This window comes from Streptomyces sp. CA2R106 (assembly GCF_037034245.1).
Taxonomy (GTDB): Bacteria; Actinomycetota; Actinomycetes; order Streptomycetales; family Streptomycetaceae; genus Actinacidiphila.
This window is the reverse complement of the sequence record NZ_JBAGKC010000020.1, coordinates 116,219-130,949: the sequence shown is the minus strand read 5'-3', so window position 1 is coordinate 130,949 and position 14,731 is coordinate 116,219. Positions and strand designations below refer to the sequence as shown.

General features: G+C 73.4%; 9 protein-coding genes and 1 pseudogene. 4 read left to right on the top strand and 6 right to left on the bottom strand.

Going from position 1 to position 14,731, the window contains the following annotated elements; genetic code table 11:
* Window positions 1-141 precede the first annotated feature (141 nt).
* The 4 genes from WA788_RS24945 to WA788_RS24930 all read left to right on the top strand — a co-directional run bounded on the left by WA788_RS24945 (window position 142) and on the right by WA788_RS24930 (window position 3,164).
* A complete protein-coding gene (locus tag WA788_RS24945; RefSeq protein WP_335980926.1) occupies window positions 142-648 on the top strand; it encodes a DUF5709 domain-containing protein in 507 nt (168 codons plus the stop codon).
* Window positions 649-753: 105 nt separating this feature from the next.
* Window positions 754-1,284 (top strand): hypothetical protein, encoded by a 531-nt coding sequence (locus WA788_RS24940; protein ID WP_335980925.1) that lies wholly within the window; start codon window positions 754-756, stop codon window positions 1,282-1,284.
* A gap of 119 nt (window positions 1,285-1,403) precedes the next feature.
* Window positions 1,404-2,345: a sensor histidine kinase gene (locus tag WA788_RS24935; RefSeq protein ID WP_335980923.1), complete on the top strand. Its 942-nt coding sequence runs from the start codon at window positions 1,404-1,406 to the stop codon at window positions 2,343-2,345.
* 42 nt (window positions 2,346-2,387) lie between these two features.
* A complete protein-coding gene (locus WA788_RS24930; RefSeq protein ID WP_335980921.1) occupies window positions 2,388-3,164 on the top strand; it encodes a class I SAM-dependent methyltransferase in 777 nt (258 codons plus the stop codon).
* Window positions 3,165-3,201: 37 nt separating this feature from the next.
* Here the strand turns inward: WA788_RS24930 and WA788_RS24925 are convergent, their stop codons facing one another.
* The 6 genes and pseudogenes from WA788_RS24925 to WA788_RS24900 form a co-directional block, all read right to left on the bottom strand.
* Window positions 3,202-3,477 carry an AAA domain-containing protein gene (locus WA788_RS24925; RefSeq protein ID WP_335980920.1) on the bottom strand — a complete coding sequence of 92 codons (276 nt, stop codon included), beginning with the start codon at window positions 3,475-3,477 and terminating at the stop codon, window positions 3,202-3,204.
* A 515-nt stretch (window positions 3,478-3,992) separates the two neighbouring features.
* A pseudogene (locus WA788_RS24920) lies at window positions 3,993-4,181 on the bottom strand (AAA domain-containing protein); the annotation flags it as partial.
* Window positions 4,182-7,190: 3,009 nt separating this feature from the next.
* Window positions 7,191-9,392: a discoidin domain-containing protein gene (locus WA788_RS24915; RefSeq protein WP_335980919.1), complete on the bottom strand. Its 2,202-nt coding sequence runs from the start codon at window positions 9,390-9,392 to the stop codon at window positions 7,191-7,193.
* Between the two features lie 421 nt (window positions 9,393-9,813).
* Window positions 9,814-11,745 carry an alkaline phosphatase family protein gene (locus tag WA788_RS24910; RefSeq protein WP_335980918.1) on the bottom strand — a complete coding sequence of 644 codons (1,932 nt, stop codon included), beginning with the start codon at window positions 11,743-11,745 and terminating at the stop codon, window positions 9,814-9,816.
* Window positions 11,746-11,921: 176 nt separating this feature from the next.
* Entirely contained in the window at window positions 11,922-13,184 is a 1,263-nt protein-coding gene (gene efeB / locus WA788_RS24905; RefSeq protein ID WP_335980917.1) for an iron uptake transporter deferrochelatase/peroxidase subunit, read from the bottom strand.
* Window positions 13,181-14,668: an EfeM/EfeO family lipoprotein gene (locus WA788_RS24900; RefSeq protein WP_335980916.1), complete on the bottom strand. Its 1,488-nt coding sequence runs from the start codon at window positions 14,666-14,668 to the stop codon at window positions 13,181-13,183. The genes efeB and WA788_RS24900 overlap by 4 nt, the downstream gene beginning before the upstream one ends.
* Window positions 14,669-14,731 lie beyond the last annotated feature (63 nt).

Here is a 14,731-nt window from a genome sequence, read left to right as displayed (position 1 = left end):
GACCGCAAGGTCCCGCAAGCCACAGGACCCGCCCTTCGGCGGGGAGGGCGCCGCGGGGGAACCCGAGCTGTCGTTTTGGGTGAGAGCGTAAGGGTAGGCGGTGGTTTGGTGAAGGGTCCTCGACGGGATGAGAGCGGGCTGATGAGCGACCGGCAGGTCGGAGCGAACGGGTTCGGGTGGGGGGACGACGTGTATCGGCAGGAGGAGGACGACGGGCTGTTGGAGCCGGAGGACACGTTGGAGGACCGGGGCGTGGCGGACGTACTGGACGAGGGGTACTCCCCGCCCGAGAAACCGCTGGCGGTGGAGGAGAGCGGGACGACGGGGGAGGAGCAGCGGGAGGGGGAGTCGCTGGACCAGCGCCTCGCGCGGGAACGGCCGGACCGGGAGGCGCCGGAGGGCGACGGTCTGGGGGACGCGTCGGACACGGACGGGGAACTGGTGGACCCGGAGGCGGGCGAGGCGCGCTCGGGGCGGCTGGTCGGCCCGGACGAGGGCGCGCACACCCGGCGGGACGGCGAGATCGGCGCGGACGTGGGGATCGACGGGGGCGCCGCGTCCGCGGAGGAGGCGGCGGTGCACCTGGTGGCGGACGAGGACCTGCCCGACGAGGACCTGCCCGAGGAGGAGGACGGCGGCGGCCGGTGAGCGGGCGCCCCCGCCCCGGCGGCTCAAGGTGAGGAGCGGGGACGGCCGGGCCGTTGCACCGTAGGAGGTAGGGGTCCGTGAGCGCAGGAGAAGGAGCCGGTGGCGATGAGTGGAGCGGGCGAGCGGGAGAAGGCGGCCGGCGGCGGCCGCGGCAGGTGGGGTCTGAGGCGCCGGCATCAGGAGGACGGCGCGGGGAAGAAGGGTCAGCACGTGCCGACCGGACTGGCGGCGAGCCTGGTGACGTCGGGAGGGATGCTGCTGGCGACGGTGGAGGACCTGCGGATGCGGGACGTGGACGCCCCGGAGGAGCTGCGTCCGCTGGCCGACATGTTCGCGCGGCACTGCGCGGCCAAGGAGGCCACGGTCCGCAAGGTGCTGGAGCGGCACGGCGAGAGCGCCCGGGTGGTGGCGCGGGACCGGCAGGAGGGCGATCTGATCCAGGGCATCCTGGACCGGGCGCTGACCGGGCGGCACCCGGAGGACACCCGCCGCCTGACGATCGACGGCGCCCTCACCCAGATGTACCAGTACCTCTTCCACGAGCGGCGCGACCTGGTGCCGGCCCTGGAGCGGGCGGTGCCGGACGACGAGAGCGAGACGCTGTCGGCGGCGTTCGAGGCGATCAACCACGACTGACTCCGGGCCGCACAGCCGGCCCGGCCCGGCGGACAGGGCAGGGCCCCTGCCCAAGGTTATCTTTTCGGGGGCGCATACTGTCGGCACCGGCACAGGTGTCCGAAAGGGGGTGGGAGGACATGGGGGAGTCCGCCGACGCCTTTTCGCACCCCGCCTGCTTCTACCGGGACGACGCCGAGTACCTCGAGAGCACCCTCGCCTTCGTACGGGACGGCCTGGCCGCGGGCGAGCCCGTCGCCGTCGCGGTGCCCGGGGAGCGGCTGGCCCGGCTGCACAACGCGCTCGGGCCGCTCGCCGACGGCGTGCACTTCACCGACATGGCCAGCGCGGGCCGCAACCCCGGCCGGATCATCCCCGGTGTCCTCGCCGCCTTCGCCGACGCGCAGCCCTCCGGCCCGGTCCGGATCGTGGCCGAACCCGTCTGGCCCGGCCGCACCCCGCTGGAGTACCCGGCCTGCGTCCAGCACGAGGCCCTGGTCAACGCGGCGTTCGACGGGCGCCGCGCGACCATCCTGTGCCTGTACGACGCGGCCCGGCTCGCCCCGCAGGCCCTGGGCGACGCCTGCGTCACCCACCCGGTGCTGATCGAGGGCGGCCGCCGCCGGCCCAGCGCGCACTACGCGCCCGAGATGGCCGCCGCCTCCTACAACGTGCCGTTGGCCGAGCCCCGGTTCGCCGCGTCCTTCCGGTTCGACGACGACGGGCTGCGCGCGGCACGGCAGTTCGCGGTCCGCGCGGCCGACGCGCTCGGGCTGACCGGCCGGCGGCTGGACGACCTGGCGCTGGCCGTCGCCGAGCTGACCACCAACAGCGTGCGGCACGGCGGCGGTTCGGGCGTGGTGCGGATCTGGGCGGAGGACGGCCACATCGCCTGCGAGGTGCGTGACGGCGGGCGGCTTGCCGACCCCCTGGCAGGCAGCCGCCTGCCCCCGCCCGGCCGCCCCGGCGGCCGCGGCCTGCTCATGGTCCACCAACTGGCCGACCTGGTGCGCACCCACACCGGCGCGGCCGGCACCGCGATCCGCTGCTACCTCACCCTCCCCCCGCCCGCGACCGCGTAAAACCGGTTGCCGCCCCCTGGCGCGGGCCGCGACGCTGAACCGATGGACCGGACCTTCGACGCGCTGGTGGCCGAGGCCGACGCCGTGTCCGTGGCCGGCTGGGACTTCTCCTGGCTGGACGGGCGGGCGAGCGAGCAGCGGCCCTCGTGGGGCTACCAGCGGCTGATGGCGCAGCGGCTGGGCCGGGTCTCGGCCGCGCTGGACCTCCAGACCGGGGGCGGCGAGGTGCTGGCCGGCGCCCCGGTCCTCCCGCCCGTGATGGCCGCCACCGAGTCCTGGCCGCCGAACGTCGCGAAGGCCACCGCCCTGCTCCACCCGCGCGGCGCGGTCGTGGTCGCCGACACCGACGAACCGCCGCTGCCCTTCGCGGACGCGGCGTTCGACCTGGTCACCAGCCGCCACCCGGTCACCGTGTGGTGGCAGGAGATCGCCCGCGTGCTGCGCCCGGGTGGCACCTACCTCTCCCAGCAGGTCGGTCCCGCCAGCGCTGCCGAGGTCTACGAGTACTTCCTCGGGCCGCAGCCGTCCGGCGCCGGGGACGCGCGCGACCCCGGGACGGCCCGGGCGGCGGCCGAGGCCGCCGGCCTGGAGGTGCTGGACCTGCGCCTGGAACGGCTGCGGATGGAGTTCCACGACATCGGCGCGGTGGTCTACTTCCTGCGCAAGGTGATCTGGATGGTGCCCGACTTCACCGTGGACCGCTACCGCGACCGCCTGCGCGACCTCCACCGCCTCATCACCACGCAGGGCCCCTTCGTCGCCCACTCCACCCGCTTCCTCATCGAGGCCCGCAAACCGCAGCCGCAGCCGCAGCCGTAGCCGCACCCGCGGCCCGGCCCCCGGGGCGGGCTCCCGCTCAGCGCTCGGGCGTCCACCGGTGGAGCCCGGCGTGGCCTGCGAGGTCGCCGAAGTAGCGGTGCCGCGACCAGACGGCGTGGTCCCCGATCACGACGAGCCGGCGGCGGGCGCGGGTGACGGCGACGTTCAGCAGGTTGGGGTTCTTGGCGGCCCAGTCGCGGGAACCGACCTGGCCGGTCCCGGTGCCGAGCACCAGGACCACGATGTCCGCCTCCTTGCCCTGCGTGGTGTGCACCGTCCCGTACCGCTTGCGGGACAGGCGGCCGCCCGCCACCCGGTCGATGCCGGCCACCACGTCGCGGAAGGGGCTGATGACGAAGAGCGACTCTCGAACCGCCGCCGCAGTTCCCCCGCCGGATCGCCGTCCGCGGGCGCCGCGCCCACCGTGTCCGCCATGCGGTCCCCGACGAGGCCGAGGAACCACTCCAGCACGCTGCCCTCCTCGGGGTTCCACTTCTCCTCGCCCGGCAGCGAGGGCACGTCCAGCCAGATGCTGCGCTGCACCAGGGGGAAGTCGTCCTGGTCGCGGGAGACGCCGTAAACCATCATCCCGTCGTACGCGATCGCGTTGCTGACCTCGAACATCAGCAGGTCGCAGCGGCGGTGCACGCGCAGCGGGGAGCCGAGCCAGACCTGCTCGCCGTCCCGGTCGGCCAGCCAGGTGCCGTACGGGTTGAGCCGGTCGGCGAGGGTCTGGACCGACGCCGCGGACGGGGCCCACCGGCGGTCCACCGAGAAGCGGGACGCGAGCCGCCGCTGCCCGGTCCACGGCAGGGTGACGACCGGTTCGAGCTGCATCGGGTCACCGACGACCACCGCGCGACGCGTGCGCCACAGGGCACCGACCACCTCCTGAGGCGCGGCCTGGCCCGCCTCGTCGACCAGCAGCCAGCCCAGCGCCTCGCCACCCAGCCGGTCGAACATCCGTCCCATCGACGCGAAGGTCGTCGAGATCACCGGCACCACCAGGAAGAGCATCTGCCACGCGGCGAGCACCACCTTCGCCGGCAGCTCCGACGGCGCCTGGCCGCCCACCACGTCCATGGCCGCCTGGAGGTTCTTGCGCAGGCGGTCGGGGGCGTTGGCCAGCAGCGCCCGGTGCAGATCCAGGGCCGCGAGGAAGAGCGCGGAGCGCGCGGCGGCGAACTCCGGGTCCATCCACGGCGCGGACAGCTCCCGCGCCTCCATCGCCTCCCGGTCGCCGGGGTCGGCCCGCCACTCCGCACCCGGAACGGCGGCGCCCCAGCGCCGGCGCGCGTCGGCCAGCCGCCGCTCCTCGTCCTCCCGTGCGCGCCGCCTGCGCTCCGCCTGGTCCCCGGCCTCGGCGAGCGCCGCGGTCTGGCGCTCGCGGGCCTGGTCGCAGACGGCGAGCCGCGACTCCGCCCGCCGGACGGCGGCCACCGCCTCGTCCAACCTGCCCCGCGCGGACTGCACTTCGACCCGCCTGGTCTCCCTGGCCGACTCCAGCGCGGTGAACCGGGCGTCGGCGGCGGCCAGCTGCGCCTCGAGCAGGGTGCGCTCGGCCCGCCAGCGCCGCAGGGTCTCCGGCGAGAAGAACCGCCGGACGACGCCGGGCTTGCGCGCGTCATGGCGGTGCAGCAGCGCCTCCGCGGCACTGACCTGCTGCTCACCGCAGGCCGCGGCGGCATCGGCTTCGTCGAGGAGGAGCCGTGCGGCCGACAGCGCCTCCTGGCACCCGGTGTACTCCGTACGGCGCTCGTCGAGCGCGGACTCGCCGTGACGCCGCTCCTGCTGGAGGAGGGACAGCGCGTCCTGGGCGTCGGACTCCCGCGTCAGGAGGGTGGCCAGGAGCGCGTCCGGCCCCGCGAGCCGGGCGGCGAGGTCGGCGATCTCCTGCCGCTGCGCGGCCAGTTCGTGTACCTTCCGGCGGGCCGCGGTGAAGCGCCGTACGGCATCGCTCCACGTCTCCCGCCCCAGCGGCCGGTGCTCGCCGTCGGCGGTGACCGCGGCGGCCGCCCTCCCGGGAGTGCGGCGATCACCCCGCTGCATCTGCAACATCTTCTGGAGCCCGAGGGGCCCGAGGGGGCCGGGAGCAGCGGGAGCCGGGGAAGCGGGGGAAGCCGGCGAAGGCGAGGAAGCCGCCGTGCCCGCCGGTTCGCGCCGCCGGCCGGGGACCTGCGGCGGGTTCCCCCACCAGAAGCGCTGCACGAAGTCGGAGCGGTTGCTGCGCCGGCCCAGCCGGGCGGCGATCGCGCCCCAGGCCGGCTCGCCGAGCGCGATGCCGGCCGGGCCCGAGAGGTAGTCCGCGTCGGCCGCCCACTGCGCACCGATCGCCCGCGCGCCGGGGACCTCCAGCGTGACGTTCTCCACCGCCCCGTTGTTGGACGAGGCGATCACCATCTCGAAACCGGTGAGCGCGGGCACCAGCGGATGGATGCCGCGCGGGTGGATCTTGCCCGCGTTGTCCTCGCTGCGCCAGGTGTACGGCTGGCGGGAGAAGGCGAGTTCGGGACTGCTCAGCTCCGCCAGCCGCTCGGCGCGCCGGACCACGACCGCGGCGATCAGGTCGCGCAGCATGGTGGTCTTGCCGGTGCCCGGCGGGCCGTTCACCGCGTAGACCCCGGTGCCGCCGTCGGCTCCGAGCGTCTCCATGACGCGGTTGACCGCGAACTGCTGGCTCAGGACGAGGGGCTTGTCGCTGTCGGCCGGCCAGCGTCCCAGCGGCATGCGCGAGGGGCGGACCTGGTCCAGTACGGTCTCCGGCGCGCGGCGCACGTCGTGGCGGTCCGCCGCGTCCAGGTCCGCGTCGGCGCTGAGGTAGGCCAGCAGCGCGTCGCCGGCCCGCCCCTCCTCGACGGCCTCGGCGACCCGTTGCAGGTCGTCGGCGTAGAAGCTGTTGAGGAGGGTGTCGCCCACTGTCTCGCCGGCCTGCCGTGCCGGGATCGCGCGGCTCCTGATCCGGATCGCGTCGGGCCGCAGCGCCGCGCCCACACCCAGCTGATCCACCACCCAGCGGGTGACGGCCACCAGGTCGTGCACGTCGAGTACCTTCGTGCCCAGCTCGACCGGCGGTTCCTGCTGCCGCGTGCCGTCCCGCCCGCCCGCTGCCCCGGCACCGCGGGGCCGCCGCGTGTCGGCGGGACCGCCGTCGCCCGCCTCCAGGCCGCCGAGGCTGCGGGCCGCCGCGTCGATCAGCTCGCCGCCGGCCTGCTCGATCAGCTCGGTCGCGAGTCCCCCCACCGGTCCGAGGTGCGCGCCGGCCGCCGCTGCCGCGACGCCCAGCCCGTTCCGTGCCGCGGTGACCGCGAGCCGGGAGAAGAGGCCCGCGACCGGTCCGAGCCCCGAGGGCGGCCCGTCGGGGTCGGCCGACGTCCGCCGCTCGACGGCCACCTTCCCGTCGCCGAGATCCAGCAGACGCTGGAGCAACCCCTTGCCGTACTCGTCGAATCCGGCCAGCCAGGCGTCGTCGTGCGGGCCCGGGTCCAGGGTCCGGCCCACGGCCCAGGCACAGGCGGACAGGGTGGCGCTGTCCTTGACCAGCAGGCCGTCCTGGTTGACGGTGAAGCACAGCACGGCGCTGTCACCGCTGATCCGGCCGTCGAGGTCCAGCTCGGCGTCCGGCGCCCGGAATGCCTCCAGCAGGACGTCGCGCACCTTCTCCACCGCGAACGTGCCGGCGTACACGGTGTGCTGCCACACGAAGTTGTCGCGGACCGGGGCAGGGCCGGTCCGGGAACCGGGCTCCCAGGGGAGCGGCCGGTCCGGGCGCACGGGGAAGACGTTGTTGCGCGGGTCCACCCGGTCGACCGTCGGCGGGCTGAAGTACTCCACCGCCCGCCAGTAGCGGAGGATCTGCGCCTGCCGCCGCCGTTCCGCCCTCGATCGCCTGACGGTTCCCACCAGCCCCCCTGACCGTAGATGTCCGGGCACGTTAGCAGAGCGTGGCGGGGGCGGGAGCGGGGAGTGATCGGGGAGTGAGAGGGCCGCCGCCCCGGGTGGGGGCGGCGGCCGGGGGGTGGTGCGGCCTTACGGGTAGCTGGTGACGGTGGAGGGGACGGTGGAGGTGCCGGAGGTGGGGGAGCCGGTGTCGTTGATGACGTGGGCGTACTGGCCCATGCCGCCGAGGGAGATCACCAGCAGGTCGTGGAACTTCACGCCGGGGGTGTTCGGCGCCTCGAAGCCGTGGTCCTGCACGATCGTCGGGTCCGCGGTGAAGTTGCAGTAGCTGCCCAGCCCCCAGCCCTCGTGGCTGGTGACGTTGTTGTCGACCTTGTAGGCGGCGTAGCCGCGGGTGCTGCCGTTCTGGATGGCGGCCTGGTTCGGCGGGTCGTAGGCGATCTCGTTCTGGAAGAAGATCGTCCGGCCGTTCTGGCCGGCCCACTCGACGTCGTACTTCTCGAAGTGCTCCACGAACAGGCCGGTCGCCAGCACGTTGTTGCCGTTGACCTTCAGGCCCTCGTCCGCGGGGTTGGTGGTCCACCCCACGCCCGCGCCGTGGTCGGCGCGCCACAGCCAGGTGTGGTCGATCACCACGTCGTTGCTGTTGATCTCGAAGGCGGTGGTCGCCTGGCCCGGGCCGGCGCCGCCGATCCGCGCGAAGACGTCCTGGATGGTGGTCGGGTTGCCCGCGTGGCTCCCCGAGGAGCCGGGCGCGCCGACCTGGAGCAGCTGCGGCGACTTGCCGGTGCCCGCGTCGATCAGGAAGCCGGCCAGCTTCACGCCGTCCACGTCGGCGACCTTCATCGCGTCCACCCCGTTGTCCGGGATGAGCGTGGCGTAGCCCAGGCCGAGCACCACGGTGTTGGCGCGGTTCACGCTGATCGGCTCGTCGAGGTGGTAGATGCCCGGGGTGAGCACCAGGTTCAGGCCCTGCGCGAGCGCGGCGTTGATGGTCTCCGCGGACACGCCGGGCTTCGCGACGTAGAACTGGGTCAGCGGGATCGAGGTGCCCGGCGTGTTCGGCCAGTCCACGCCGCTGGCGTTGGTGCGCAGGTTCGGCACGAACACCTGGTAGTTGCCGCTGCCGTCGAGGTACATGTACGGCTTGTCACGGGACTCGGGGGTGGTGCTCAGCGTGGTGTAGACCGGGTTCGGGAAGCCCTGGGCGGGTGCTCCCTGGACCCCGGAGAAGACCATGTTCCACACGCCGTTGGTCCAGCCGCCGATCGAGCTGTCCCGGGTGTACCACTGCTGCTGCGAGTACGGCCCGACCGTGCCGTCGATCTTGCTGTCGGCGATGTAGCCGCCGCTGGCCCAACCGTAGCCGTTCGGCGCGAGGTTGAGGCCGCCCTCGACGTGGATGCGGCGGAAGGGCGCGGCCTGCGCGACGGCCCACCGGTCGGTGCCGCTGACCGGCTTGATCGCCATGTTCTCCACGCTGCGCCAGAAGTTCTGCGTCGCGTTGCCGTTGAACCAGCCGGCGTCCACGGTCATGTCGCCGTTGATCTGGACGTCGTCCGGGTTCTTGCCCAGGCCGGAGACGGAGGTGTAGAAGCCGATCTGGTCGTTGATGTTGTTGTAGGTGCCGGGCTTGAAGAACACCTGGTAGCGGGCGTCGCCGAACTGGTTGCTCTCCTGCTGGGCGAAGATCGCGTCCAACTGGCTCTGGATGTCGGGCGTCGAGGGGTCGAAGACCTTCACGTTCGGCCCGAGGTCGCCGCCGCCCTGGATCGGGCCGGTGCCGCCGGTGGAGCCGCCCGAGGTGCCGTAGACCTGGAACTCCCAGAGCGAGTAGCCGTACTGGGTGGCCCGCGCGGTCCCGTACATCCGGACATAGCGCCCGGAACCGTTTACGGAGACCGTCTGCGTGCCGCCGGTGCCGCTCGTGGTGGAGTACGCGTCGGTCCAGGTGGTGCCGTCCGACGACAGCTGGATCTTGAAGCCGGTCGCGTACGCGGTCTCCCAGTCGAGGGTGACCGAGCTGACCGTCGCGGTGGCGCCGAGGTCCACCTCCAGCCACTGCGGGTCGGAGAAGGCGCTGGACCAGCGGGTGGTGCTGCTGCCGTCGACCGCCGCGGAGGCGGGGGTGCCGCCGTTCTCGGTGGACGAGGCGGTCGCCGTCTTGCCCTGCGAGAGCAGGGTGTCGGCCGCGTGGGCGGCCCGGGCCGGCACGAACAGCAGCAGGGAGGCGAACAGCGCGGTGATCACCGCGGCCACGACGGTACGCCGGCTGTGCCGGTCCGTGGCGGCCGCGGGTCTGAGCGCGGCGGTGGTGGGGGGTGGAAGCATGGCGGCTCTCCTGGTTCCAGGGGTGGGGGTGCAAGTCCGGACTGCTGTGCCGGACTTGAGGTGCCGAACTGCGGTGCCGAGCTGAAGGTGCTGGGCCAAAGGTGCCGAACTGCGGGCGAGCGCCCCCCGGTTGACCGGTGAGAGCGCTCTCCCAACGCACACCGGAATGTTTCTCCCTGTGTTTCACCCATGTCAAGAGTTGTGCGCGCAGCCGCTGCCGGATCGTGCCCGGCGGCCGGTTGGCGGCCGGTTGGCGGGCACCGACCCGCCGCCGGGCGCGCCGCGCGTTCGCCTCGTGAAGGCAACGCGGCCGACCGGTCCGGCAGTTGCTTCAAGGCCCGACAGGCGGGCGGGCATGGCGAAGGGCCGCCCCGGCGACCGGGACGGCCCTTCGTGTGACGCGGTGCCGCGCGGTGGCCCGTCAGGCCGCCGTGCGGGAGGAGGCGCGGTACCGGCGGGCGTAGTACAGCGCGCCGCCGCCGACCACCAGGACGCCCGCGGTGATGCCGAGCGGCAGCGCCGGGGAGGAGCCGCCGGTCTCGGCGAGCTGCGCCGTCGGGGCGTTGCCGCCGGAGCTCGACGAGCCGCCCGCGCTGCCGGACTTTCCGCCGCTGCCGGACGTGCCGGACTTGCCGGGCGCGGTGGGCTTGGTGGCGCTGATCGGCTTGACCGACTTCACCGAGCCGTTGGTGTTCAGCAGCACCTGCTTGTCGTTCGGGTGCTTGAAGTCGAACGCGTTGGTCAGGGTGTTCGCGCGCGCGTCGAAGGACCCGTCACCGACCCGGCCGGTCTTCCAGTTGTCCTCGATGAACTTCGTGATCGAGGCCTGCTCGGTCTGGGTGTGGTCGACCGAGTTCACCTTGCTGTAGGGCGAGATGACCAGCAGCGGCTGCCGGGTGCCCGGGCCGCAGCGGTCCGCGTAGCCCTTCGCGGCGGCCGGGGCGGCCTGGCAGGCGGGGCTGTCGGCGGCCTTGCCGTTCGAGCCGACCGTGGTGTCCTTGGAGCCGTTGCTCGGCGCGACGTACGCGTGGTCGTACCAGCCGTCGGAGTCGTCGTAGGCGACCACGATCGCGGTGTCCTTCCAGTCCGCGGAGGACTGGATCGCGTTGATCTCCTTGATCAGGAAGTTCTGCTCGTCGGTCGGGTCCGAGTAGGCCGCGTGGCCGTCCTGGTACTCGGCCGCCTTGAGGAAGCTGACGGCGGGCAGGTTGCCGGCCTTCAGCGCCGAGTCGAAGTCGGTCAGGTCGTAGTTGTGGTTCGCCTGGCCGTTGTGGCCGATCTCGGCGGTGTTCTTCGGCGCCAGGTGGTGCGGGTTCGACGTCGACTTGTAGTACTGGAACGGCGAGTGGTGCGCGCTGTAGTCGACGGAGGAGGCGCCGGCCACGTTGGTGTGGGTGTCGCCCAGGCAGCTGGCGTAGTCGCCCTGCTTGCCGTCCCACGCGGTGGACGGGCGGAACCCGCCCTGGAACCAGCCCCACGTGACGTTCTTGGCGTTGAGCAGGTCACCGACGTTCTTGCCGGTCATCGAGGCGAGCGCGTTGGTGCTGGTGTGGCTGTTGTCCGAGCAGTCGTCGTAGGCCGGGTCGGGGTCGTTGGCGACCGTGCCGACACCCTTGGCGTTCGGGGAGACCACGGTGTACGAGTCGGGCGTGGCGGTCTGCTTCGGGTTCTCGGTGCCGGAGGCCGGGTCGACCGAGACCACGCCGTGCGTCTGGCCCGAGACCAGGTTGAGCGCGCCGGGCGTGGACGGGCCGTAGTTGGAGCTGTAGGAGTTGTCGCCGAGCGAGTAGTGCTGGGCGTAGTTCCACAGGCCGGTGACGGTGTTGCCGTCGTAGTAGTCCATCACCAGGCCGGGCTGGTAGTACAGGCCGCCCGAGCACTTGCCGCTGTCGGTGTTCTGGACGTACTGGTCGGCCTTGCCGCCGTTCGCGGCGTACTGCTCCGGGCCGTAGCTGTGGTTCTGGTCGCAGGTGACGGCCTCGTCCGGGCTGAGCCGCTGCGGGGTGTACTGGTTCGGGTTCGACTTCACCAGGCCGGCGTGCGCGGCGGTGTCGATGTTCTTCGGCGTGTTCTTCGCCGCGGTGAACGTGGTGCCGTCGGTGTTCGCGGCCTTCGGGTAGGTCGCGAAGTAGTGGTCGAACGACACGTTCTCGTCGAAGAGCACCACCAGGTGCTTGATCGGCGTGGTGGTGCTGGTGCCGCCCTTGCCGCCGCCGTGGTCCGCGTTGTCGGCGTAGGCGGGCGCGGTGCCCCCCAGCAGTACGAGCGCCGCCGCCCCGGCGAACGCCCCCCAGCGCGCGGTGCGCCGCCGGGAACCCCCTCTTGACCTGCTCGTACCGCCTGTGGTGCTCATGCTGTGTCAGCCTCCGCTGTGTGGTGCTCGACGCGTGCCGGTTGTCGGTTCGCGCGCGGTGTCGAACGCGATCGTCGGGGTGAGCCGCGACATGACAACGGCCCGGTGGTGGCCCCCGGGTGAACAGAAGGGGGCGGTTCGGTGTGGGTGGCCTGGGTGGGAACTGTGTGCGCAGGTCAGGCGAACAGGGCGCGGCCGAGCCAGTCGCTGCGGTCCTTGACACCGGGCAGGGCGAAGAAGTAACCGCCGCCGAACGGGGTGATGTAGTCCACCAGCGGCTCGCCGGCCAGCCGCTTCTGCACGGTGGCGAACTGCCGCTCCAGGTCCTGCTGGTAGCAGACGAAGACCAGCCCCATGTCGAGGTTGCCGTCGCTGTCCATGCCCCGGTCGTAGTTGTAGCCGCGGCGCAGCAGGCGGGAGCCGTCGGTCTTCGCGGTGCGCGGGTTGGCCACCCGTATGTGGCTGTCCAGCGGGATCACGTCGCCCATCGGGTCCAGCGCGTAGTTCGGCGTGTCGGACTCGGCGTTCCCGTCCAGCGGCGCGCCGGTGTCGCGGGCCCGGCCGAACATCCGCTCCTGCTCGGTGATCGAGACCCGGTCCCAGAACTCGACGAGCATCCGGATCAGCCGCACCACCTGGTACGAGCCGCCGGTGGTCCACGCGGGCTCGCCGTTGCCGCCGGTCCACAGCAGCTTCTTCGCCACCGCCGGGTCGCTGATGTCCGGGTTGGCGGTGCCGTCCTTGAAGCCGAGGTGGTTGCGCGGGGTGCCGCTGGGCCGGGGCGGGCTGGTGAAGCCGTCCATCCGCCAGCGCACCTGCATGCCGCCGCGGGTGTGCCGGGCGATGTCGCGCAGCGCGTGCAGCACCGTGTCCTGGTGCGGCGCGCTGAGCTGGAGGCTCAGGTCGCCGTGGCACCAGTCCGGCTGGAGGTCGTCGTCCTCGAACGCGGGCATCTCGGTCAGCCGCAGCGGCTTGCGGTCCGCCAGCCCGAACCGGCCGTCGAAGAGCGACGCGCCGACCCCGGTGGTGACCCTCAGCCCGTCGCCGGGCACCCGCGGGCCCAGCGTCCCGCTGTCCGACGGCGAGTCGGTGATGCCCAGCGCCGCCGGGGTGCCCCCGCCGGTCAGGAACCGGGCCCGCTCGGTGACGGTGCGCAGCAGCTCCACCAGTTCACGCCGGTCGGCCGCGGTGACGTCGAACGACAGGAACACACTGGCCGGCTGGACGTCCTGGGTGATGCCCGCCTGGTGCGCGCCGTGGAACGGCGCCGCCTGCTTGGCGCTCGCCGACGGCGTCGCGGCCGCCGCGCTCGACCCGGTCAGCGCGGCGGCGCCGCCCGCGACCGCGCCGACCGCCCCGACGCCGACCGCCGCGCCGCGCAGGAAACCGCGCCGGCGCAGCTCGCCGCCGCCGGCCGGGCAGCCCGTGTCGGTCGTCATACCGTCCTCCGTACGTCGAAGATCGCCGCCACCGGGGCGAGTTGTTCCAGCAGGTCGCCGAAGTCGGCGTTCACCTGCTCGCGCTGGGCGCGGGTGAGCTCGGCCAGCGGGGTCCAGTTCCCGTTGTGGTCAAGGGACTTCAGGTAGTTCTGGGCGCGGTCCAGCGACGCGTCGAGCTGCTTCAGGCCGGTGTCGCGGGCGGCCAGCAGCGGGCGGAGCTTCGCCAGGATCGCCCGGGTGCCGTCGATGTTCGCCGACGCGGTGGCCAGGTTGGTGCCGCTGCCGTAGTCGGTGCGGGCGGTCAGTTCGAACTGCTCGGCGTTCTCGATGATCTCGTGCGCGCGCAGCCCCATGTTCGCCGGGTCCATCTGCTGCGTGCTCCACTGCGCCTTCAGCGCCCGTACGGCCTTGTCCAGCGTGTCCGCCTGGCCGCGCAGGGACTTCGCGGACGCACCGTGCCACAGGCCGTACTCGATCCGGTGGAAACCGGTGAAGTCCGGTTCGGCGGACGGGTCCTGGCCGATCGGCGCGGTGCCGTTGATGACGTCGTCGGCGTCGCCGAACGTGTCGTACGCGGCGCCCATCCGCTCGTACACCAGGTGGCCGGTGAGCCAGTCGCGGCGGGCCGCGGCCAGGTCGCCGCGGTCGAGGTCGGACTTCAGCACCCCGGTGTCGGTGGCGAGTTCGGCCATCCGCGCCTTGATCCACTTCTGGTAGGCCAGGGTCGGCGGGATCAGGTCGTGCACGGTGACCGGCAGCGAGGACGGCCCCTGCGGGACGGTGCCGGGGACGGTCACGGTGGGGCCGGTGACCGCGTCGGTGTCCTCCTGCTGGCACTCGAAGGCGTACCGGCCGCTGCCGAGGTCCACGACCATCGAGCGGGTCGCGCCCGGCGCCAGCCCCTCGATCTCCGCGAACAGCTTCCCGGTCTTGGGGTCCTTGAGGTAGACCTCGGTGGCGCTGCCCGCGGTGTTGTGCAGGTCGAACGCCTGGGTGCCGGCGTGCGGCTGCTGCGCGGCGCCCCAGCCCCTGCCGCAGGTGCTCGGCGACACCTCGACGGCGGTGTGCTCCAGGCCGTCGGCGGAGGCGGCGGCCTTGGTGCCGGCGGTGCGGTGGCCGCCGCCGGTGGCCAGCACCCCGGCGGTGACCGCGGCGGCGACGGCGACGGCGGTGGCCGCCACGGTCCAGCCGCGCGCGCGGCGCCGGCGGGGCGCTCCGGGGGCGGCGGCGGTGGCGGGGGAGGGGGCCGCGGAGGCCGTGAGGTCGGTGTCCGCGCCGGTGTCCGTGTCGGCGGTGCCGGTCGTGTCGGCGGTGGCGGCGGTGGCGTCGGCCGGGGCCGGCTCCCCTTCGGGGGCGGCCGGTTCGCCGCCGGGTGTCCGCTCCACCTCGGCCGCCTCCTCGGCGGGCGGCACTACGCCGTCGGGCGGCGCGGCGGTCTGCTCGCCGGCCGCCGGTGCGGGTTCGGGCGCGGGTTCGGCGGGCACACCGGACCTCCGGGAATCGGTGCAGCAGGATGTGACGCCGACATGCTAAACACGCGGCAGCAC